At 61.9% G+C, this 22,715-nt stretch carries 16 protein-coding genes; 8 read left to right on the top strand and 8 right to left on the bottom strand.

The genetic code is table 11. The annotated features are described in order from the left end of the window. Nucleotides 1-39 precede the first annotated feature (39 nt). The 6 genes from PQ457_RS04960 to PQ457_RS04935 form a co-directional block, all read right to left on the bottom strand. Entirely contained in the window at nucleotides 40-2,238 is a 2,199-nt protein-coding gene (locus PQ457_RS04960; RefSeq protein WP_273618655.1) for a two-component system response regulator, read from the bottom strand. Then, nucleotides 2,235-4,043: an ATP-binding protein gene (locus tag PQ457_RS04955; protein ID WP_273619251.1), complete on the bottom strand. Its 1,809-nt coding sequence runs from the start codon at nucleotides 4,041-4,043 to the stop codon at nucleotides 2,235-2,237. The genes PQ457_RS04960 and PQ457_RS04955 overlap by 4 nt, the downstream gene beginning before the upstream one ends. 268 nt (nucleotides 4,044-4,311) lie before the next feature. Further along, a complete protein-coding gene (locus PQ457_RS04950) occupies nucleotides 4,312-5,037 on the bottom strand; it encodes a phosphatase PAP2 family protein (RefSeq protein ID WP_273618654.1) in 726 nt (241 codons plus the stop codon). A 14-nt stretch (nucleotides 5,038-5,051) separates the two neighbouring features. Beyond that, on the bottom strand, nucleotides 5,052-6,077 hold the full coding sequence (locus tag PQ457_RS04945) for a YncE family protein (RefSeq protein WP_273618653.1): 1,026 nt from the start codon (nucleotides 6,075-6,077) through the stop codon (nucleotides 5,052-5,054). Nucleotides 6,078-6,210: 133 nt separating this feature from the next. Beyond that, nucleotides 6,211-6,840: a response regulator gene (locus tag PQ457_RS04940; protein ID WP_273618652.1), complete on the bottom strand. Its 630-nt coding sequence runs from the start codon at nucleotides 6,838-6,840 to the stop codon at nucleotides 6,211-6,213. Further along, nucleotides 6,837-8,447: a sensor histidine kinase gene (locus PQ457_RS04935; protein WP_273618651.1), complete on the bottom strand. Its 1,611-nt coding sequence runs from the start codon at nucleotides 8,445-8,447 to the stop codon at nucleotides 6,837-6,839. Before PQ457_RS04935 ends, PQ457_RS04940 begins: the two co-directional genes overlap by 4 nt. Before the next feature lie 306 nt (nucleotides 8,448-8,753). On the opposite strand from PQ457_RS04935, the gene PQ457_RS04930 reads away from it, so the two are divergent. Both PQ457_RS04930 and PQ457_RS04925 read left to right on the top strand, forming a co-directional pair. Further along, nucleotides 8,754-11,084 carry a TonB-dependent receptor gene (locus PQ457_RS04930; RefSeq protein WP_273619250.1) on the top strand — a complete coding sequence of 777 codons (2,331 nt, stop codon included), beginning with the start codon at nucleotides 8,754-8,756 and terminating at the stop codon, nucleotides 11,082-11,084. Between the two features lie 213 nt (nucleotides 11,085-11,297). Next, on the top strand, nucleotides 11,298-11,567 hold the full coding sequence (locus PQ457_RS04925; protein WP_273618650.1) for a hypothetical protein: 270 nt from the start codon (nucleotides 11,298-11,300) through the stop codon (nucleotides 11,565-11,567). Nucleotides 11,568-11,583: 16 nt separating this feature from the next. Here the strand turns inward: PQ457_RS04925 and PQ457_RS04920 are convergent, their stop codons facing one another. Further along, entirely contained in the window at nucleotides 11,584-13,554 is a 1,971-nt protein-coding gene (locus PQ457_RS04920) for a hypothetical protein (protein ID WP_273618649.1), read from the bottom strand. A gap of 93 nt (nucleotides 13,555-13,647) precedes the next feature. On the opposite strand from PQ457_RS04920, the gene PQ457_RS04915 reads away from it, so the two are divergent. From PQ457_RS04915 to PQ457_RS04900, 4 genes are all read left to right on the top strand, one after another. After that, on the top strand, nucleotides 13,648-14,082 hold the full coding sequence (locus tag PQ457_RS04915; RefSeq protein ID WP_273618648.1) for a hypothetical protein: 435 nt from the start codon (nucleotides 13,648-13,650) through the stop codon (nucleotides 14,080-14,082). 235 nt (nucleotides 14,083-14,317) lie between these two features. Further along, the gene (locus PQ457_RS04910) at nucleotides 14,318-14,497 is read left to right on the top strand and encodes a hypothetical protein (RefSeq protein ID WP_273618647.1); all 180 of its coding nucleotides are present in this window, start codon (nucleotides 14,318-14,320) and stop codon (nucleotides 14,495-14,497) included. A 345-nt stretch (nucleotides 14,498-14,842) separates the two neighbouring features. Continuing rightward, nucleotides 14,843-15,079, top strand: coding sequence for a hypothetical protein (locus tag PQ457_RS04905; protein ID WP_273618646.1), 237 nt, complete (start codon nucleotides 14,843-14,845; stop codon nucleotides 15,077-15,079). Between the two features lie 25 nt (nucleotides 15,080-15,104). Beyond that, nucleotides 15,105-16,631: an alkaline phosphatase D family protein gene (locus tag PQ457_RS04900; RefSeq protein WP_273618645.1), complete on the top strand. Its 1,527-nt coding sequence runs from the start codon at nucleotides 15,105-15,107 to the stop codon at nucleotides 16,629-16,631. 100 nt (nucleotides 16,632-16,731) lie between these two features. Here PQ457_RS04900 and PQ457_RS04895 read toward each other — a convergent pair whose 3' ends face one another. Next, nucleotides 16,732-17,640, bottom strand: coding sequence for a LysR family transcriptional regulator (locus PQ457_RS04895; protein ID WP_273618644.1), 909 nt, complete (start codon nucleotides 17,638-17,640; stop codon nucleotides 16,732-16,734). A 407-nt stretch (nucleotides 17,641-18,047) separates the two neighbouring features. On the opposite strand from PQ457_RS04895, the gene PQ457_RS04890 reads away from it, so the two are divergent. Beyond that, a complete protein-coding gene (locus tag PQ457_RS04890; protein ID WP_273618643.1) occupies nucleotides 18,048-20,990 on the top strand; it encodes a TonB-dependent receptor domain-containing protein in 2,943 nt (980 codons plus the stop codon). A gap of 107 nt (nucleotides 20,991-21,097) precedes the next feature. Further along, a complete protein-coding gene (locus tag PQ457_RS04885) occupies nucleotides 21,098-22,705 on the top strand; it encodes a carboxylesterase/lipase family protein (RefSeq protein ID WP_273618642.1) in 1,608 nt (535 codons plus the stop codon). Nucleotides 22,706-22,715 lie beyond the last annotated feature (10 nt).

Raw genomic sequence — 22,715 nt, 5'->3', positions numbered from 1 at the left:
CGCGCGGAGGCCAAAATCCGCCGCGCGCCCGCCCGGTTCTCAATCGCGGTCCGACCGGCCGTCTCCGATCCGGCGCGGACCGATCGCATGGGTCAGCACCTGCGCCACATCCTCGGCCGCCAGCGGACGGCTGAAGAGGAAACCCTGCATTTCCGAACAAATCTGGCGCTTGAGATAATCGAGCTGCTCGCGGCTCTCGACCCCTTCGGCCACACAGCCCAGTCCCAGATTTTGCGCCAGCGAGAGGATGCCCTGCACCACGGCGGCGGCATTGGGCTCGGTGGCCACCTCGCTCATGAAGGTGCGGTCGATCTTGATCCGGTCGAGCGGAAAGCGGCGCAGATAGGACAGCGAAGACCACCCCGTGCCGAAATCATCAAGCGAGAGCGTCACGCCCAGCGCCTTGAGATCATTCATGATCTGGATCGTCACCTCGGTATCGTCCAGCGTCAGGCTCTCAGTCAGTTCGAGTTCGAGCCATTGCGGGTCCATGCCCGAAACCGCCAGCGCGCGCCTGACGCTCTTGACGATATCGCCGCGATAGAATTGCTGGGCCGAGAGGTTGACCGCCATGCGGATCGGCGGATGGCCCGCCCTTTGCCACGCTACATTCTGGCGGCAGGCCTGTTCCAGCACCCAATCGCCCACCTCGACAATCAGCCCCAATTCCTCAAGCAGCGGCACAAAGACCGAAGGCAGCACCAGCCCTTGAACCGGGTGGTTCCAGCGCAGCAGGGCCTCGACCCCGGTGACGTGGTAACCATCAAGGGCCACCTGCGGCTGGTAATACAGGGTGAACTCGCCGTTGACGCAGGCCATGTGAATATCATTGGCCAATTCCTGCCAACGCATCGTGGCCTCATTCATCGCCGGGGTGAAATGGCGGTGGATGCCGCGCCCGTTGCCCTTGGCGTCATACATGGCGGTGTCGGCCGAACGCAGCAGCTTGGCCGGGTCCTCGCCGTCCTGCGGGAATGTGCTGACGCCGATGCTGCCACCGATGTGCAACTGGTGCTGCTCGATCAGGAACGCGCCCTTGAGTGCCTGAAGCACCTTGCCCGCCACCACATCGACATCGCCCGCATGGGCCACATCGCCCAGCAGGATGACAAATTCATCGCCCCCCAGCCGCGCCGCCGTATCGCATTCGCGCAGGCAGGAGCGCAGCCGGTCGGCCACGGTCTGCAACAGCATGTCGCCCACGTGATGGCCCAGCGAATCGTTGATATGCTTGAAATGGTCCAGATCGAGCATCATCACGGCCACCTGCTGACCGCTGCGCCGGGCCTGCGCCACGGCCTGACCCAGCCGGTCGGTCAACAGCGTGCGGTTGGGCAGGCCCGTCAGCGCATCATGCAGCGCCATATAGCGGATGCGGGCCTCGGCCTCCTTGCGGTCGTTGATATTGCGGAAATTGAACAGGACCACCTGACGTTGATCGGTTTCATAGGTTCGCGTGATCACTTCGGCATGGGTGGTCACACCGCCGGCGGCGATCAATTCCCAATCGTCATATTTGACGATGCCGCGGCGTACCGATTCCTGAAGCATCGCCTCGCCAAAAGTCGTGCGCGCCGATCCGGCCAGTTCCCAGATCCTTTTCCCCAGCACATCGGCCGGGTCATGGCTGAACATGCTCACGGCCGCAGGGTTCGCGTCAAACACCTCGCCGGTCTGCGCATCGACCAGCATCAGCCCGTCGGGCGCCGTTTCAAACAGACGGCGATAGCTGACCTCGGTGCGTTTCAGGCTTACTTCGGCGCTGTGGCGCGCGGCAATTTCCATTTCCAGCCTGGCGTTCCTGGCCGCCAGATTCCGTTGCGTGTTCCTGAGGCTGAGATGCGTGCGCACGCGGGCCAGCAGTTCCTCGCTCTGGAACGGCTTGCTGATATAATCGACCCCGCCTGCCTGAAAGGCTGCCACCTTGTCATGCACATCGGTCAGCGCGGTCATGAAGATCACAGGAATTTCGGCGGTCAGCGGATTGGCCTTGAGCCGGCGGCAGGTCTCGAACCCGTCGATGCCGGGCATCATCACATCCAGCAGGATCAGATCGGGCTGGCCCAGTTCGGCGCGTCTGAGGCCCTCCATCCCGTCCTGCGCGACGGTGACATTATAGTTGTTGTCCTCCAGATGCTCGCCCACCACGCCCAGATTGACCGGATTGTCATCGATCACCAGAATGGTCTGAACCTGCGCGCCCGCATCGGCCAGGAATGTGCCCGACATATCGCTCATGCCCGTGCCTCCATGCTGGCCTCGACCATTGCGAGCAGCGCCTGCGATTGAAACGCGCGGGCCATGCGGGTGATCGCTTCGGCAAAGGCGCGATAGGCCGGATCGAGCGCGCCGATCCTCTCGGCCTCGCCTCGCACCGCGCGCATATTACCCGCCGCCGCCGCTTCATACAGCGCGCCCAGCGCCTCGGGCGCGGGAATGGTCATAGTCTCATCCTCCTCCTCGGCCTGTTCGACCACCCATTCCACCCCGGTCGCCTCGCCCACCAAGCGGATCATCTCGGCCCGGTCCAGCGGCTTGGGCAGAAAGGAACGCGCGCCCGCCGCCAGCGCGGCGGCCTGATTTTGCGGCGAGATGCCAGAGGATACCGCGATGATCGGCACATGCCGCGCGCCACTGTGCTCGCCCAGCGCATGGATTGCCTCCAGCCCGTCCATGCCCGGCATGCGGATGTCCATCAGGATCAGATCGGGCGGCGAGGCAATGGCCTGCGCGATGCCCTCCTGCGCATTGGGCGCCTGCTCAACGATAAAGCCCAGATCGGCCAGCAGCGCGGCCAAAACTTCGCGGTTGGCGGTGATGTCATCCACGATCAGCACCCGGCGCCGGTCGCCGCGATAGCCGGTGCATTCGGCCGGATTGACCCCGCCGTCCGCCTGGGCATGCGAGACGGCCAGATCGAGGTCGAACCAGAAAAGGCTGCCCTCGCCCGCCGCACTCTCGACCTTGAGCGTGCTGTCCATCAATTCGATCAACTGGCGGCTGATCGACAGGCCAAGCCCGGTGCCGCCCGAACGCTTGTCATTGGCGCCCACCTGTTCAAAGGGCATGAAGATCGCGGACAGATCCTGCGCGGCGATCCCCACCCCGGTGTCGCGCACCGCGAAATTGAGCCGCACGTTCTGGCCGCTGATCATCAGCACGCTGGCGCCCAGCGTCACCCGGCCCCGGTCGGTGAATTTGACCGCATTGCCCAGCAGGTTGAGCAGCACCTGACGCAGCCGCTTTTCATCGGCCAGCACGAAATCGGGCAGATCGGGGGCCAGATCGCAGGCAAAATCCAGCGCCTTTTCCTCGGTCCGCACGCGCATGATCGCCGCGATCCCATTGAGGAATCCGCGCAGGTCGATGCTGGCGGGATAAAGCTCCAGCTTGCCTGCCTCGATTTTCGACAGATCCAGAATGTCATTGATGAGCGTGAGCAGATGCTGGCCGCTGTCATGGATGGTGCGGGCGGCGTGCTGGTGCCGATCCTCGATGCCCTTTTCGCGCATCATCAATTGGGCATACCCCATCACGGCGTTGAGCGGCGTGCGCAATTCATGGCTCATATTGGCCAGAAAGTTCGACTTGGCCTGACTGGCGCTCTCGGCCACGGAACGGGCGATGTCCAGTTCGCGGCTGCGGTCGGCCAGTTGGGCCTGAATGCTTCGACGCTCGGCGATTTCGGCCTGCAATTGCTCGATGGCCGCATCGCGCTCCTCAACCCGCGCGGCCAGCGCCTCATTGGCCAGCCGCAGTTGCGTGGGCGATGGAATGGCCAGCAGCTTGGGCATCAGCGGCCAGAGCGCGGCCGCCGTTGCCACCGAGACCACAGCGGTCAGCGCCTTGACCAGCGCCTGAATGCCGTAAATCGGATGCCACAGGGTGATGATCGAAATGACATGCGTGGCCCCGCAGGCCAGAATGAACACCGCAAAGCAGATGAACACCCAACTGAACGCGATATCACCGCGCCTGCGCACCAGCATGACCAGCGCGACCGGGATGGTGAAATAGGCCAGCGCCGTGATGGCGTCGGCCATCACGTGCGTCCAGATCAGCTCCGGTTGCCACAACAGGCAAAAGCCATGTGGGGCATAACCCTGATTATTCAGAATATTATGAAAATACCGCAGCAAGGCCATGCCTTTCATCCACCCAAACATGGATGATTTAGCACGGCATCTTTTTATATATTGCGGATCACGGCTGGGTCAAAATAGAGAAAAGCACCTATGCTTTCGTATTAGGCAGATTTACCCAGAACAGGCCCGCCGCCCCGCCATGCAAAGCGGCAGGCCCGTCATGGCGTCAGCTCCGGCTCAATTCCGCCTTGGCCGCGGCCACCTTGTCGGCCAGACGCGGATCGTTGAGCAAGAGCGTGGCCGCCAAGGTGCCGATCACCTCGCTGGCCTGAATGTCGCTGGCGTAATGCGCGCCGCAATATTCGCGGCTCATCGCGTAATCCTGCGCGCGGTCCAGAATCCGGTCGGCCTTGGCCGGCACCAGCCGCGCCAGCGCCACGCCCACCGCATAGCCCAGCGTCGAATGGCCCGAGGGATAGGAACGATAGGCAGGCTTGGCCGGATCGGCCTTGCCTTCGCAGAAGGGCAGCGAGGCATCCGCGCTGTAGGGCCGCATGCGGTGGAAATGATCCTTGGCGATGCCGGCAACGACCGCGGATTCACGGTTGACGATGTCCAGCAATTCCCATGTCGCGGGCAGCTTTTTCAAATCGACGCCCAGCGTTTCGTTGAAAATGGCCGGGTCCTCGTGGATCGCATCCTCATAGGCCTGCTTCAAGCGCTGCGGGCTGGCGCTGGCGATCAACTGGTGCAACATGGCCAGTTCGCGCGCATTGGCGGGCATGTCCTTGGCCATCGGCGCGGGCAGGATCAGCACCGGCTGAAACAGCGTGGCATCCAGATATTGCAGTGTTTTGGGCTTGGCAGGCGCGTTTTGCGCCAAGGCGGCCGTGGGCACCATCGCAGGCATGGCCACCGCCAGCAGGGCAGCGCTCAGCATCGCTTTCATCATCGCGAATTCCTTCCTCAGGCTTTGGGCGACACAACCAGAATGACGAAACTGCCCGGCACCGGCTTGCCGCGCTTGGCCCCAGCCTCGGGCGCGGCCAGCGTGGCGGCGGGCAGATAGACGCGGCCATCGCGCGGATCGAGCGCGCCGGTCTTGGCGCCGATCTGGGTGGGGATGACCTGCGCCACAGCGATATGATCGGGGCGGCGGATGTCCAGAGCGACCAGCGTGCCGCTGCCTCCACAGGGGATGAAGGCCAGCCCGCGCGCCTCATCGGCGATCACCGCATCGGCATCCTTGCCGATGGGCAGCTTGGCCACCGCCTTGCCGCTTGCCACATCGGCCACCACCGCCACGCCATTGGCGCAGGCCGAGATCAGGCGCTTGCCCCCGGCCACCATCGCCAGCCCCGTGGGGCCGACGCAGCCGGGCATGGCGATCTTGCGCAGCAGACGGCCCGCCTTCAGATCGACTTCAGCGATCTTGTTTTCATCCTCAAGATTGACAAAAGCTCCGCCGTGCCCGTTGCTCACCGCAAATTCCAGACCGCCCGCCAACTTCATCGTGCCCGTCACCGCGTGGGTTTTGGCATCAATGCTGGTGATCGTGTCGCTGCCGGGGCTCATCACCGCAATCTGGCCGGTGGCGGCATCGTAAAAACCCGCATCGGGCTTCTTGCCGCTGGGCACCTGCGCGATCACCTTGCCGGTGGCCACGTCGACAAAGCGGGTCAGGCCGCTCTTGCCGTCGGTTTCGACCAGCGTGGCCCCATCGTCGATCACAATCACCTGATGCGCGCCATCCGCGCCGGTGATCGCGTCGGTCACCTTGCGCGTGGCCAGATCGAGCGCCATCACCGCATTGCTGCGCGCGACATACAGCACACCGCGCGGCACATCGACCCGCGCATAGTCCCAGCCGCCATCGGCCCCGGCGATCCTGTCGGTCACGGTGTAATGCGCGCCGGGCTGCGCGGCGGCGGGCGCGGCCGCGATCATCGCCGCCATCAGGCCGGCGCCTGCCCATTTCGTTACACTTGTCATTGTCGGTGTCCTGCCTGGCCGACAGTCCGATCCTGCCGCGCTCGATAGGCCGCCGGTAGGAACCATTTATGACAGATAGATGACAAGCCCGGCGCACACGCCGCAGAACCGCGCAAATGACAAATTTAGAATGTCAGCGCCCGCCCTCGCCCCCGCGCACCAGCAGCGCCAGTTCAGTGCGATTGCCCACATTGAGCCGGTCGAAGATACGGTGCAGATAGACCTTCACCGAACCTTCGGAAATGGCGAGGTTTTCGGCGATTTCGCGGTTGCGCAGGCCCGCCGCGACGCCTTCGACGATCCGCCGGTCGCGCTCGGACAGCGCATCGAGCGGGTTGGCTGGCGAGGGCTGCGAGGCCAGCATGAAGGCCCGCTCCATCATCGCCATCGAAATCGCCCGATCTCCCGCCATCACCGTATCGATGGCCTGCCGCAACGCCGATGCATCGCTGTCTTTCAGCACTATTCCGTTGACGCCCAGCCGGATGGCGGCAACCAGACTGGCATCGTCGATCTCGGCCGCCAGCATCAGCACCGGCCGCATATCGCCCCGCCCGCGCAGGGCCGCCAGCACCGCCACCCCATTGCGCCCCGGCATGCGCAGATCGACGATCACCAGATCGGGGTCCTTTTCCGCCACCGCCGCCAGCGCCGCATCGCCATCGCCCACCGAGGCCGCAATCGCAAAACCCAGACTGCCCAGCACCTGCTCCAGCCCGGCGCGCAAAAAGGCGTGATCGTCGGCAATGACGATGCTGGTCATCCGGCAGGCTCCATGGGCAGGGTTACAAGCACGCGCGTTTGCCCGTGGAGCGACCCGATGGTCAAGTCCCCTCCCAGCCTTGCCACGCGCGCGGCGATGGATTGCGGCGGCGCGCCCAGCGCTTCGGGGGCAAAGCCGATGCCATCGTCGACAATGGCCACGCCCAGAGCGCCCCCGGTCACGCCCAGTTCGACGCGGACATGGCGCGCCTGTCCATGGCGGGCGGCATTGGCGGTGGCCTCGCGCAGGATCTGCTGGATCTCGAAATTGAGCGCGGTGGGCACGATGATCGGCCCCTCCCCCTCCGCCGACACCGATACCGAAACCGCCACCAGCCATTGCGCGGAAAGCTGGTCGGCCAGCGGGGTCAGTTCCTGAAGCAGGTCGCGCCGCCCCGGCTGGATCTGGCCCTGACGCAGGCGCTCGATGATGGCGCGCACATGGCCCTGTTCGGCCGCCAGCCCGGCGCAGAGCAGGTCGATGTCATCAGGCACGGCGGTCCCTTGCGCCAACTTATGGCGCAAGGCCTCCAGCCGGAATTTCGCCCCGGCCAGCGTCTGGACCACGCTGTCATGCAGATCGGCGGCAATCTGGGTGCGCAGGCGCGACATGGCCACTTCGCGCGCCATGGCCTCGGTTTCCTCCTCATCCATCGCGGCGGCCACTTCGCGCACCACGCCGCGCGCGGCAAAGAGATCGTCGTAATTGAGGCCCGATATGCCCGTCAGCACCAGTTGCCCCCGCCCCGTCCGCCCCGCAATCGGCAAGGACAGGCCCTGCATTCCGGCAAAGCCCGCGATCAGCCCTTCCATCGGCGCGGGCGCCATCGCCACAACCCGGTCCTGATCGTTGATGCCCAACGCCCGGCGGCGCGGGGCATCAAACACCATGCCGCCCGCCAGCAAAGGCATATCCAGAGCGGCCAGTTCCACGCCTTCGCCCATGGTGCCGCCGGTGCGGATCATGGGCCGCGTTTCGCCCTGCGCCACCCATGCGATGGCGCCCCCGGCCGCGCCATAGGCCGCCATCGCATAATCCAGCACCCCGGCCAAAGGGTCCTGCGACAATTCAGGCCTTATATAACGGGCCACGGGCACATTCTGCCGATTGAAGGCGAACCAGCCCAGCATCAGCGAAAGCAGCGCCAGTGTGCTGAAGCGGCGGATGAATTTGGTCGTGTCGAAATGAAACTCACTCCATTCGACCAGCAGCCCCGCCAGCAGGAAACAGGCCGCCAGCCCCGCCGCGATCATCAATATGCTGCGCCTGTTCCACCGCGTGGCCGAATTGAGCATCAGAAAGGCAAAGAAGGCCATGAAGGAGCTGAAGAAATCCAGCGTCACCGCCTCGGTCAGATAAAGGCCGACAAGGAAGGTGGCCACATCAACGGCAAAGGCCGCCCGCGCCAGCCGGAAATCATACCACCAGCTTTGCGCGGCCACCGCCAGCATCACCAGCGCAAAGACCAGATAGGCCCCAAACAGCCAGACCGTATCCGGCCCGCCCTGCGCATGGTGATGCGGCGCCAGCCAGAGCCACACCGCAAACAGCGCCGCCATCAAACTGCGCATCACGGCCAGGACCAGACCGGAACGCGAACGGGTCAAGGCCGGTTCCTTTCCTGATGTTGCGGCACAGACCTTCTTCCTTGGCATGAATTTCGGCCCAGTCAATGCGGCCTTTTCATGCGGGCGCGCAGGGGCCAGCCCCCCACGAGGAGCGCCCGCGAAGAATGCATCCGAATCGTCACAAAAGTGCAAACATCGATGGATAGAGGGCGCTGTAACTTACCGATTAACGAAAGTTACTACCAACAGCAGCCACCCTCTCCAACCCGGCTGCACCCCTCGGAGGAATATCAGGTGAAACATTCCAAGGCCCTTCTCGCCCTGCCGCTGAGCGCGCTTGTGCTGATGAATGCGGGCATCGCTCATGCAGCCGACGCCGCTCCGGCGGAAGGCAACGGCACCGGTCTGACCGACATTGTCGTGACCGCCACCAAGCGCGAGACGAACCTGCAAAAGACGCCGGTCGCCATCTCGGTGGTCAGCGAACAGGTCATCAAGGACCGCCATGTTCAAAGCCTGATCGACCTGGCCGACGGCGGCGTGCCCTCGCTGCGCGTGGCCACCTTCGAGGCGCGCCAGTCGGCGCTGACGGTCGGCATCCGCGGCATCGTGCCCTTTGACCAGAACCAGACCGCCCGCGACTCCGGCGTCGGCGTCTATATCGACGGCGTTTATCTCGCCCGTTCGCAGGGCCTGAACGCCGCGCTGTTCGATGTCCAGCGCATCGAAGTGCTGAAAGGTCCGCAGGGCACCCTGTTTGGCCGCAACACCGAAGGCGGCGCGGTCAGCATCGTGACGCGCGACCCCAGCGGCCAGTTCGGCGGCCGCTTCTCGGCAGGCGTGGGCAATTACGGCAGCCACACCGCCGAGGGCCATCTGGACCTGCCCGAATTCAACAATATCGCGGTCAAGATCGACGCGGTGGAACAGCATCAGGATGCCACCGTCAAGAACCCGCTGGCGGGTCAGGCCGGCTGGAACCAGTATGAGCGCGTGGGCGGCCGCATCAGCGCCAAGTGGACCCCGGTTCAGGGTTTCTCGGCCTTGGTGTCCTATGACAAGGGCCGCGACGAAAACACGCCCAATTTCAGCCAGCTGATCAACTACAACCCCAATGGCCTGCCGGTCGGCACCTATAACGGCTCGTCGTTGACGCTGAATGGCGCCAGCTGCACCGCCGGCAAGACCTGCATCGCCCCGCTCTCGCCGCTGGTCACCCCCACGGGCGGCAGCCGCCTGTCGACCGCCCCGATCGGCGTGCCGCAGCAGCCCAGCGTCGACCGCACCGAAGGCACCTCGCTGCACCTGAACTATAAGGTGATGCCCGGCATGGAGCTGCGCTCGATCACCGCATGGCGCCGCGTTTCGACCGACCAGTGGGACAATTCGGGCGGCGCCGCGCGCACCATCTTTGCCCCCAACACCGGCTTCAGCCGTTATAGCCTGTCCTACCTGAACCAGCGTCAGTTCAGCCAGGAACTGCAACTGGTGGGCAGCATCCCGCAGGTCGACTATGTGCTGGGCGGCTATTACTTCAACGAACGCGCCCAGGAACAGGCTTCGACGCCTGCGTCGAACACCTGGAATGCGGACGGCACCGGCTACACGATCAACAGCGAAACGGTGTCGGGCCCCGTCACTTCGAAGAACCAGGGCTGGGCCATCGGCCAGCAGTTCCTGCAGCGCGCCAGCGAGGCCTATGCCCGCAGCTATGCCGCCTTTGGCCAGATGACCTATACGCCCGAATGGCTGGGCAACAAATTCCACCTGACGCTGGGCGGCCGCTATACCAATGAAAAGCGTCACGGCACGCTGTATCTGGTGCAGGGCGTTTCGACGAACTTCCTGTTCAACGAAAGCGTCAGCCGCTTCGATCCGCTGGCCGTTGCCGCCTATGAGCTGACGCGCAACGTCAACCTCTATGCCAAATACTCGACCGGCTATCGCGCCGGCGGCGCCAACGACCGTTCGCAGACGTTCAACTCGTTTGGCCCCGAAGTCGTGCGCTCGTATGAAATCGGCACCAAGATGGACCTGATGGACCATCACGTCCGCCTGAACCTTGCCGGTTACATGATGGACCGCACCGGCACGCAGACCGACTTCGACAACGTCGACACCAACCCCAACAGCCCGACCTTCAACCTGCACACCGAGGAAACCCGCAACGCGCCGGGCACGTCCAAGATCCGCGGTATCGAAGCCGACCTGACGGTCAAGCCGGCTGAAGGCGTCACGCTGGGCGCGTCCTATGCCTATACCTATACGCAGGTTCCGGCCACGGCGAACCCCTTCCTGAACAATGCCCTGTATCAGGTCTATGTGGTCTATACGCCGCGCAACGCCGCCTCGGCCTATGCCGATTACGTGATGCCGGTGAACGCCAACGGCAGCGAAGTGCGCGTGCATCTGGACGCCAACTATGCCCAGTCGCAGTACAGCTTCCAGAACGAGCCGGTGAAGACCGACGCCAGCTTTGTGGTCAACGGCCGCATCGCTCTGGCCTCGGTGCCGATGAGCGGCGCGACCAAGGCGACCTTCTCGGTGTGGAGCCGCAACCTGTTCAACACCACCTACATCTATCGCCGCTCGGGCGCGAATGATGCGGTGCTGGGCGATTACGGCAACTTCAACCCGCCCCGCACCTTCGGCGGCGAAGTGCAGATCACCTTCTAAAAGCCATTACCCCACACGAGGTGCAGACTCCCTCGTGCTATAAAGAGAACATACCCCCATCCTGAACGGGCGGCCCAACGGTCGCCCGTTTTTTCATGTCTGCCGATCGTGGCCGGTTTTATGCAGAATTCACGCCATGGCGCCCAGCTTCGCGTGGAGGCTTAACGCCCATCGAGCCTAGGTATGGCCCTGCTCAAAGGCAGGAATTGTCCGATGTCATCCATCCACCGCTTCCCCGACTTCATACCCGGCCCCCATACCGATCGCGCGCTCAGGCTGACAGGCGTGGCGCTACTGGCGATGGCGGCGGGATTGGCGCGGCTGCTCTTCATCGGGCGGCACAGCCTGCCTGCCCATCCCGCCTCGCCACGGGAAATGGTGCTGGCGCTGGGCGCTGTGCTGCTCTTGTGGGGCGGCAATGTGCTGGCGATAGCGGGCGATGCCCTGCTGCGCCCCATGGCGCGCCCTCCTCGCCCGCTTTGAACCCGCTGTCCGCTCCTCAACTCTTGGGCTTGATCACTTTGACCGTGTTTATATTGCCGGGGATGACAAAACGCACAAAATCGCTGCTGGCGCTACATGCCGCGCCGCGTTCGGGGCGATAGCTGGGCTGATAACGCACCCCGGTAAACATATCGCGCGCCGCATCGGTAAAGACAAAGGGCGGATAGGCGATCACCGTGCGGACCTGTGCGGTATGGCCATTGGCCTCAATATCGAATTCGGTGCGCGCCCATCCCTCGAAGCCATAGCGCAGCGCCTCGGTCGGGAAATGCGATGGCGCGCTGTTGTTATTGGTCAACGCCGGGCGCGGGCCGATCAACGCGCACTGCTCCTGTGTCAGACCGGTGGCGGCGAACCATTGCCCGGCCTTGTCCAGATCGCCGCTGCGCGCCGCCTCATTGGCCAGCCGCAATTGCGCGAACTGGCGCAGGGGATGATGTTCGGCCAATCTCTGGTCCTGCGCCACGCGGATCAGCGCGGCGCGGGCGCGCTCGGCCTGATCGGAACGCGGACGGCGAGGCGCGGCGATAGACAGCGCGCTGTCCTGCGCCAACGCATCCTGCGCCAACGCCGGATCATCGGCCAGCGCCAGCAACTGATCCATCGCCACCCGCTCCCTATCCTCCCCTTTATGACCCGTTTGGGGCCGCGAGGATTCGAGCAGCACCAGCGCAGCATGTGCAGCCTCGGCAGGAATGGCCCGCGATCCGCCCCGCGCCAGCACCAGTCCGCGCTCAATCGAAGCCAGCCGGTCCTGTGCCCCGCGCAGATCGACCAGCGCCAGTCGCACAAGCGCCGCCAGTTCGGCATCATCCTTGCCCGCCTTCTGCGCCGCCTCGGCCGCCGCCAGCCAGCGCGACCATGGCAGCCCGTCCGACGCAGGCGCCCATTGCGAAAACCGGGTGAGCAGCGGATTGAGGGCGGAAATACCGCCTGTACCTTCCGCGCGGGTACACACGATCTCGACCCGCGTGGCGATGCGGAAGAACTCAGGAATGCGCGCGGCATCTTCGCGCGGCCATACCCATTGTTGTACCGCACGGGCAAAGGCGGAGGCTTTGGCATAGGAGCCGTTGGCATAAACGGTCCGCGCGCTTTCCACCTGGCCCTGATCGCTGATGGTGAATTCAACCACGGCGCGATCCTCCGGCTCCAGCCCGGTGTCGGGGCCGCACATCGGGGGTTCCATTTGCCCCGCCTTGGTAAAGAGGGACTTTTCCAGCCGACCTGCGCCGGATTCGGCCATATAGCGATAGGCCGTTTCACGATCCTTCGTCAGCATAGCCGCCTGCGCCAGATCGGCGCGCAGCAGCGCCTCCTCGACCGAAAGGCGGCCATTGGTGCCGGGGCTGAGCTTGAGCGCCTGCTCCAACGCCGCGCGTCCTTCCTTGACCCGGCCGCGATTGAGCAGGATGCGCCCTTTGACCATCTGCCACATGCCCTGCGCATGTTTGTCAGGCTTGGGGCCCGCCGAAGCCAGCGCATAGCCTTCCTCCGCCGCGTCCAGCGCCTGATTGTCGCTGTCAAAACTGGTCAGTTGCGCCAGCCACATCAGCGTCTGCGACCGATCCTGCCCCTTAAGCAGGGCCAGCGCGGCCTTGTAATGGGCCAGCGCCGTATCATGATCCCATCGCGCCGCGGCCAGATTGCCCAGCCTCTGCTCGACGCGCACCACCTCATTGGCGAATTCCTCCCCCGCGCGGGTCAATTGAGGCAGGCCTTGCTGGACCATAAGCTCGCCCTGCGCGGTTTGCCCTGTGGCGATCAGGCAATCGCCGCGCCGCACCGCAATCGCGGCATAGGGCAAAGTGCCCGGCCTGATGCGCGGATCATCGGCCAATTGCGCAAAGATCGGAAGCGCCTTGGCGCAATCATTATCCACCCACGCCTGGGTGGCGGCATTGAACAAAGTCTGGAGGTCGGGTCTGGCATCGGGCGCCGTTTGCGCGGCCGCTGGCGCCGTCATTTGCAAAACCAGCGCCGCCGCCAGAGTAATACGCGAGATTTGCAAGACACTCTCCCGATTTACAGAGCCCGTTCATGGGCATAGTAAGTAGCGATGCGCAAACTGTCCATCGCCCTTTACGGCGCTTTTCTGGCGGCATCGTCTCTGGCGGCACCGTCTCTGGCGGCCCCCTCGCTGGCGGCTCAGGCGCCTTCGGGCGCAGGACAGGTCATTCTGCTGGGTGCGCGATGGTGCGCGCCCTGCATGGCCGAATGGCGCGACCTGGCCGCTCTGGTCGCGGCGGCAAGCCCCGATCAGGTGGTTCTGGCATGGGTGGACCGGCCGATGCCGCCGCCCCCGGCGCTGAACGGACAAGTGGCGGTCATGCCCCATGCGCAGGCGCTGGAACTGGCGCAGCGACTGGGCGGTGAGGGTTTCGGCCTGCCCATGGCCGCCTATGCCCCGGTCGGCCGACGCCCTTGCGCTCCATGGCGTGGTCCGCTGCGCCCCAAGGATATGGAGTCTCTGCGCCAATTGTGCGCCCGATGATGACGGCTGCAAAATATCCGATCGATTAAATCTATGATCAATATTGACAAGCACAGAAACGATCAAGAAATATATTATGATTTTTATATTTAATTTTATGATATCAAGACATATTCTGAAAAAATAGGAATTATCTATAAAGTCCGGGATGACGGTGAATTGGCCGCCCCGGTCTCGTCAGACTATCTCCTGCCCGCCATGACGAGCGGTGGCCTCATCCATTCCAGCGGTCTGTATGGGCTGGAACAACCAAGGCAATGACTGCCTTGTGCGTGCAAACTCACCGCGCTGCCCCATTACGCTTTACGTCATGCTGGATGGACCGCCCGCGTCGGACACCAACATGCAGGCGGAAACCGCCGCCTGCATTAAAGAAAGCGGCAGAATTTACGCCCATGGCATGGGCGCCGAATAACCAATGATGAATTTTTTGCTGGCCACCCCCTCCGCCAAGACGGTAAAATTAAATCCTCTGAAAATTCATTACATAAAAACTCAAAACGACACATTTTAAATATATATTACACCGTTAGTTATTTTAATAAATTCATCTTTTATAAGATAATATACATAAATAATAAGATAAATTTTCAGACTTAAATACCTCATAACTCATTTAACCGCCCATCATCATATGAATTTACTGAATGATAGGCGCAGTCAATTATCAATGATCGACGCAGTGAATTTGACTGGCGCCAAAAAATTGGTCAGAGCAATCGTGATTATGATTTGACCAATTGAGAGGAGCACTGCTCCCATGACACCCAACTCCGCCATCCTCACCGGCGCGCACCGCAACTTTGCCACGCTCGATGGCCGCGCTCGCCTGAGCCTGGCCGGACCGCCCCTGGCCGGACCGCCATTGCAGGCTGGCAAGCCAGTGTTTGATGTTCAGGGCATTGGTGAGGCGCCGGAAGGGACACAAGTGTCGGGAGCGCCTCCGGTCATGGCCTCAGCCATCACGGCCACAGCCACCATAAGCCCAAGCCGTTGAAAAATATATTCCATGGGAGATACAGATGCAAAGCAGCAACCATCGCTTCGGCAAGGTTTCATTCACTCGCCGCCGCTTGCTCGGCACGACGGCGGTGGCGTTTGGCGGCATGGCCGCCTTTGGCTTGGCGGCGCGGCTCGATGCCGCGGTCAATGAGGCCGCGCATGCCACCCTTCTCGCCGGCGAGCCGGGCAAGAATTCCGCTCTTCTTCAGGCCAGAATATCAAGCGCCCTTGCCATTCCCGGAGACTTTGCCAGCCGCAGTCCGGGTCGCGAAGGCAGCATCCGCTTCCTTGTCGCAGACAATGCGCAGTTTGCCCAAGCCATGAAAACACCATGGACCGCAGCCATCGCCGACAATGACTTTGTCGTGAAAGCCGAGGTCATAGGCCTCGCACCAGCGAAGAACTTTTTCTACCGCGTCGAATTCCGTGACCCCACGGGCAAGATTCACAAGCCGGAAACCATCGGCCAATTCAGAACCCTGCCCGAAGAAGCATCGTCCGGGCCCATTTCTGTGGCGGTGTTCAGTTGCCTGAGTTATCAGCATTTCTATGGGCTTGGCGGCAGGGCGGCCTCACCTTACGCCCAAGGTGGGCCGCTGGCGAGCGAAGAAGTGCGGCGCAGAGGCTATCCCGCCATGGACCATATGCGCCATGCGCGACCCGACTTCATGATCGCCACCGGGGATACCGTCTATTACGACCACCCCATGGGAGATCAAAAGTATTGGGCCAAAACATTGCCCGAAATGAGGTTGATGTGGAATCGTCAGCTCGCGGTGCCTTCGGTCAAGGAGGCATTCGGGGACATTGCCACCTTCTTCATGAAGGACGATCACGACTTTCGGTTCGACGATGCCGACAACACGGGCACAGAGCTTCCCGCCGTTTCCGATGGCAAGCGGGCATTCCTCGAACAGGTGCCCGTGGTCGCGCATGGGCCGACCTACCGGACCGTGCGGGCCAACAAGCATCTCCAGATATGGATGCTTGAGGGACGCGATTACCGCTCGCCCAATTCCATGCCCGATGGCCCCGACAAGACGATATGGGGCGTGGAGCAAAGAGCCTGGCTGGAAAAGACCCTGTTGGCCAGCGATGCGGATTTCCGGGTCATTATCAGCCCGACCCCGGTGATTGGTCCCGATGATGCCCGCAAGCGCGACAACCATGTATCATTGGGTGGATTTCATAACGAAGGCGAGCATTTCCTCGAATTTCTCAAAGCCAAAGCCCTACTGACCAACACCTATATCGTGAATGGCGATCGGCACTGGAAATATCATTCCATTCATCCCACCGGGGCGCAGGAATTCTCCTGTGGAACCATTCACCGGCAGAATTCCCGTCCGGGCGTCGCACCGGGCAATCCCCGCGGCACCGACCCCAATGCGCTCATCAAGCAGCCCTATTTGCAGGCCGGGCCTGACGGCGGCTTTTTGAAGATGAATGTCGTTCCGCCCAGCAACGGAAAACCCGCCGAATTGACTGTTCAGTTTTGGAATGAAGCCGGAGCCATTGACCATGAAATTACGCTGAGGTCTGCGTAATGATGGCCCCATCCATGCCCGCTTGACCATTTAGCCGCAACCCAAACGAAAAGGCGCATGATCATCATAGAGGATCATGCGCCTTTCTCTATCCATTTCATCACCGAGGATCGCTTCGCCCGGCTATATCCTTCAAACACTCCCTCAGCCAAAGCAGACCCTGATCATTTGTTCTTGCGCAGTGATATTGCATCATTTCATTCATGACCGGAAGATTGATTGGGCAATTGGCAACCGCAAGAGAGAAAGGCTCGGCCAATAAATTCGCCAACCTCTCATGGATCAGCGCCAGTCGGCTTGTGTTGCGCAGCAGCCATGGAACCTGAAGGAAGGACGGGGCGATCACTTCGATGCGCCGATGATCGCCCACGGCATTGAGCGCCGCATCGATAAAGACCGGATTCCCCTGAATATGCACGGCCACATGGCCGCATTTTTCAAAGGCCTCAACCGTCAGTTCGCTTTGAAACACCGGATTGCTGGCACATCCGATAATGACGTGACGCTCCCTGAACAGGAAGTCACTCGGGTGATCGGGGCTCAGGAATTGCTGCGGCGTGAGGAGAAGATCAAGCTCTCCGTCATCCATGGCTTTTCGTGAGTTGTTGTCCGGAAGCCGCACTTCAAGCTCGATCCGTGGCGCCACTTTCTGCAGCACCGCGAGCAAGGGTGTGATGAGCACCGTGGTGATATAGTCCGAGGCCGCGATGCGAAAGCGCCGTGTCGAATGCGCCGGGTCAAAAATGGTGGCCGATGCGATCAGATTGCGGAGATTTTGGATGGTCGCGGCAATTTCGGGCGCCAAGGCCAGCGCGCGGGGCGTGGGAATCATCTTCTTCCCATGCTGCACCAAAATCTCGTCATTCAGCGATACGCGCAGCCGCTTGAGAGCCGCGCTCATCGACGATTGCGTTATGTGCAGGTGCGCCGCAGCCTGGGTGACGTTGCGCTCCTTGAGCAATACGTCAAAGGCGATCAGCAGGTTGAGGTCAAACTGGTCAAGCCGCATTTTCGTTCTTCCCTGGTTCTTTCCGCCGGCCCGGCTAGGTCACCATCTCGATTCACGCGATCCGGTCAAGAGACCTGAGTGCGCGCCATGGACCTCCAAATCGGCTTGGCATCGTTTGGCTTTGCGAGAAAATTGGACTGACAAATTTTGAAGCATCAACTGACAACCCTGCCGGTGCAAAGGAAGGCGGAATTGCACGAAAAAGAAAATATATTACAAAACAAAGCTATAATGCGTATTTCCTGATAGGCCGGACAGGGCAATCCGCCACCACCGAACCATCGGCAAAAGCGATGGATAACCATTTTCAATAATCATTATCATACATAGGTCAAATAGAATAGATCAATCGGCCTAACCAATGGGTGGAATCAAACCCCGAAAATTGTTGGTGGGAGGACCTGGAAATGCATACAAAGAACGCGTCATATGGCGCGGCCTACACCCTCAATCGGACCGGATCGTTCAAGCGCCGCGCGCCCTTTCTGATTGGTGCGGCCCTGCTGCTGCCCATGCATGCTCAGGCTCAAACGACTTCGCCCGAACCGACCCCGGCGGCCAAGACCGAAGCTGCGGATATTGTGGTGACGGCAACACGCATCGCGCGTGACGGTTATACCGCGCCCACGCCGACCACCGTGGTCGGACAGGAGTTCGTCCAGCAGCGCGCGATGGTCAACATCGGCGATGCGCTGAATACTGTGCCCGCGTTTCGCGCCGCAGTCTCGCCAAATGCGGGCGGCATTGGCAATACCGGCGCTTTCCTGGCCGACTTGAGGGGGTTGGGTTCGGTCCGCACACTGGTGCTGCTTGACCGCGCGCGTATGCCGCAGACGATCATTCCCGGCGTGACGACTTCCGCCGGCACGACCGACCTCAATGTGATCCCGACCGTGCTGATCAAGACTTCCGACGTGGTGACCGGCGGCGCTTCGGCGGCCTATGGCTCGGATGCGGTCGCGGGCGTCATCAACTTTCAGATCGATGATCGCTTTGTTGGTCTCAAAGGCTCGGCCCAATATAGCCAGACCCGCTACAACGATGCCAAGGACAAGTTTGCGACACTGGCCTATGGCACAAAGTTCGCCGGAGGCCGTGGCCACTTGGTCATTGGCGGTGAATACAATGACGATGGCGGAACGGCTTACTACAACACCGCCAGAGCCTGGGGCCGCGAGGCCTGGGGCAGCCAAACCATCACCAATCGACCGGCAGGCACGGCCAACACGATCGTTGGGCCCAATGGCGGCTATTTCGGCACGGCGACGAGCGGTGGCCTGATCCTGACGGCTGGTGCGCTCAAGGGACTGGCGTTTGTCCCCACGGCCAGCGGCGGAGTCACCACGACGACCTTCAGCCCTGGCCTGAGCAACATGACATCGTCGCTGGACTTTTTCACGCCCGCGGCGCTGGCCGCGAACGCGGCGGCCGGGATCAACAATCTCAACACGCAGCAATTGCGACCGGCCCAGATCCGCTACAATGTCATGGGCAAGCTGACATTCGATGTGAATGACAATATCACCGCCTATGTTGAGCCTCTTTATTCCAATGTGAAAACAACCGGCATCATCATCATCCGCCGCGACGGGGCCGGTGCGGGGCCGGCTTTGAACATTGCCAAGGACAATGCCTATCTGGCGCAGGCGCTCACCCCTGCCCAACTGGCGCTTGTCCCGGCGGGCGGACTGAGCATCGGTTATTCGGGTCAGGATTTCGGTCCGAGCGTGCGCAGCATTCAGAACGAACTGATCAGGGTGCAGACGGGCCTGAAGGGGCAATTCGGCGACAAATGGAAATGGGATGCTTCCTATCTCTTTGGCCAGAACACCTCCCATGTCGCGATCAGCAACACCTTTAAAACCGCGAATTTCCGCAATGCACTGGATGCCGTTTCGGTAGGCGGCCAGATTGTCTGCCGTAATGCCGCAGCGGTGGCGGCAGGCTGCGTTCCGATCAACATTCTGGGCAAGGCCAATGTTTCAGCAGCGGCGGCCAGCTATATTCTGGGCACGTCCACCGGCTCAGGCAAAACCGGGCTGCATGATCTGTCGGCGAATATTCAGGGCGAGCCTTTCTCGACATGGGCCGGGCCGGTTTCCATCGGCGTGGGCGCGGAATACCGCAGAGAGTCGGTGCGCCTGAATACGGACGCCCTTTCGCAAAGCTCGGGCTGGCTCACCGGCACGGGCGCTGCCTTGCCCACGGTCAGCCAGACGGTAAAGGAAGCCTATGTCGAAACCATCGTGCCTTTGCTGCGCGATGCCTCCTTTGCCAAAAAGCTTGATTTCAACGGTGCCGCGCGCGTCACCGATTACAGCACCTCCGGGCGCGTCACGACCTGGAAGGCAGGTCTTACATGGGAGCCTGTGGACGGGTTGCTGTTCCGATCCACGCGCTCACGCGATATTCGCGCGCCCAATCTGATCGAGCTTTACACCCCGCAGACCCAGTCGCTTCCGTTGCCCACCGATCCGCGCAGAGGCGTGGCCGCGCCGACCAACACGGCCGGGTTCATTGTCGGCGGCAATACCGGCCTGAAACCGGAAATCTCGATCACGCAGACCGCAGGCGTCTCCTGGCAGCCTTCGTTCCTGCGCAATCTGCGGCTTTCGGTCGACTATTATGACATCCGCATTGAGGGCGCGATCACCTCGACCAGCACGCAGGGCGTGGTCAACAACTGCTTCATCGGCGGGACTTACACCGGCAATTCGTGGTGTTCGCTGATCAGCTTTGCCAACAACGATCCCGTTGCCGGGCAGATGACCGGCGTGCGGGGCGTCACCGCCAACGTGGCCTCGTTCAAAACGCGCGGTCTGGATATTCAGGCCACCTATCGCCAGTCTCTGGAGGAGATCGGCCTGCACGGCAATCTGACTGCGAACATGATGGCCACGCATGTCATGTCGTTCTGGTCGTCGACGGATATTTCAACGCTCTTTCCGAACGGCATTGATCGTGCCGGTCAAACCGGCGCATCTTTCGGCGGCCCGGCCGGTTTGCCCAAGTGGCTGATCAACACGTCATTGGATTATGAAGTCGGGCGTTTCGGGGCGAATGCCAATATTCGCTACGTTTCTCCCTCGCGCCAGAATAACGGGCTGTTTGGACCGGATCAGGCCGGATACGACCCCACCCTTACAACGAGTATATCGAATAATAACATTCCTGCGGTCGCCTATGTCGATATCGGCATGCGTTACAGTTTCGGCGCGGACAAGCAGTATACGGTCTTCTTCAATATCAATAACCTGTTTGATCGTGATCCGCCGCTGCCCGCCAATGGCAGCGCCTATTACGACCTGATGGGGCGCACATTCAAGGGAGGCGCACGCTTCAGGTTCTGATCTGCCCATTGCGCCGGGCGATCCGCATCGCCCGGCCTCTGCCGGCCCGCCGCCAAGGTGGGGCCGGCACTTTCCCGCGCGATCATCAACCATTGGGTGTCAGTGCCATGAAGTTCACGTCTGTTGCTGCATTGTCATTGCTTGCCTCGACACTGCCGGTCCATGCATCCACCCATGGCGCCACATCCGCGGCGCCAGTCGTCACGCTTGACAGTGGCCGGGTGGAAGGGGTGAGATTGGCCTCGGGGTTGCAGGCTTGGCTTGGCATCCCCTATGCGGCTCCGCCCGTGCGTGATCTGCGCTGGAAAGATCCCCAGCCTGTCGCATCATGGCGCGGCACTTATCACGCTGATCGTTTTGGTCCACAATGCACGCAGCCCCAGCGCAACGTGATGGTCAACCAATATTCGGGGGCGGAAATCACCAGCGAGGACTGCCTTTACCTGAACGTGTGGGCGCGCCCGGGCCTGAAGAAGGCCCCGGTGATTGTCTATATCCACGGCGGGGCCTTCTATATCGGCTCCTCCAGCATGCCGCTGTATGGCGGCGAAGGCGTCGCCCGCGAAGGCGCGGTGTTTGTCAACTTCAACTATCGCCTCGGCGCGTTGGGCTTCATGGCCTTGCCCGAACTGTCGGCCGAATCGCCGCATAAAACCTCAGGCAACTATGCGTTTCTCGACCAGATCGCGGCGCTCAAATGGGTAAAACGCAACATCGCGCGCTTTGGTGGCGACCCGGACAATGTAACGATCGTCGGCCAGTCAGCCGGATCCATGTCGGTGCAGACGCTGCAGGCCAGTCCGCTGACCCAGGGCCTTTTCCACCGTGTGGTGGGAATGAGCGGTGCCGCCGCCGGTGGCCCCAGCGTCTCCTTGCCGCTGGCCGATGCCGAACAGGAAGGGCTGAAACTTCAAACTGTGCTGCGTGCGAAAAGCCTTGCTGATCTGCGCGCCATGCCTGCCGACCGCATTGTGGTCCCACGTACGCCTGATGCTCCCAAAATTGGCCCGATTACCGATGGCTATGTGTTGAACGAAAGCGTCGAGCAGCGTTTCGCGCGCGGCGCTCATCGAAATGTACCCACTCTGCTGGGTTTCGCGCATGATGAATCCTTTGGCGGCTTGGGTCCTGTCAAAGGGCTTGCCGATTATCAAGCCAAGGTCGTCGCCCGATACGGCGGTGATGCGTCCAGATTTCTGGCGCTTTACCCGGCCGGCACCGACGAGCAAGCCCGCGATCAGGCTCGCGCGGCCGACCGCGACAGCACCATTGCCGCATCCATGGGGCAATGGGCCGATGCCGTCACTGCCCATGGTCACGCAAAGGTCTATTCCTATGAATTTGCCCGGCCGCATTCCTATGCCGCCGGGGTCAAGTTCTCCGACCTTGATCCGGCCACGGCGGGGGCCTATCACACTTCGGAGGTGCCGTTCTGGCTGGGCACACTGGACAGCTTTAATCGCTATCGCACCACCCGCGCATGGACGCCTGCCGATGTGGCATTCAGCAAGATGATGACGCGCTCGCTGGTGGCCTTTGCGCGCAGCGGCAGCCCCGAAACGTCCGACCTGCATTGGAAGGCCTATGACCCCAAGGCGCCGATGCTGCTCCGCCTTGGCGCGACCGCGCAGACAGAGCCCTGGCCGGACCGCAGCAAATTCGAGTTTTTCCGCAAGGAGAACGCCCCCAAGCCCACGGGCGGTGCGCTCCAATAATCGTATAACG

This window comes from Novosphingobium humi (genome assembly GCF_028607105.1).
GTDB lineage: Bacteria > Pseudomonadota > Alphaproteobacteria > Sphingomonadales > Sphingomonadaceae > Novosphingobium > Novosphingobium humi.
This window is presented reverse-complemented; position numbering and strand designations above follow the sequence as displayed.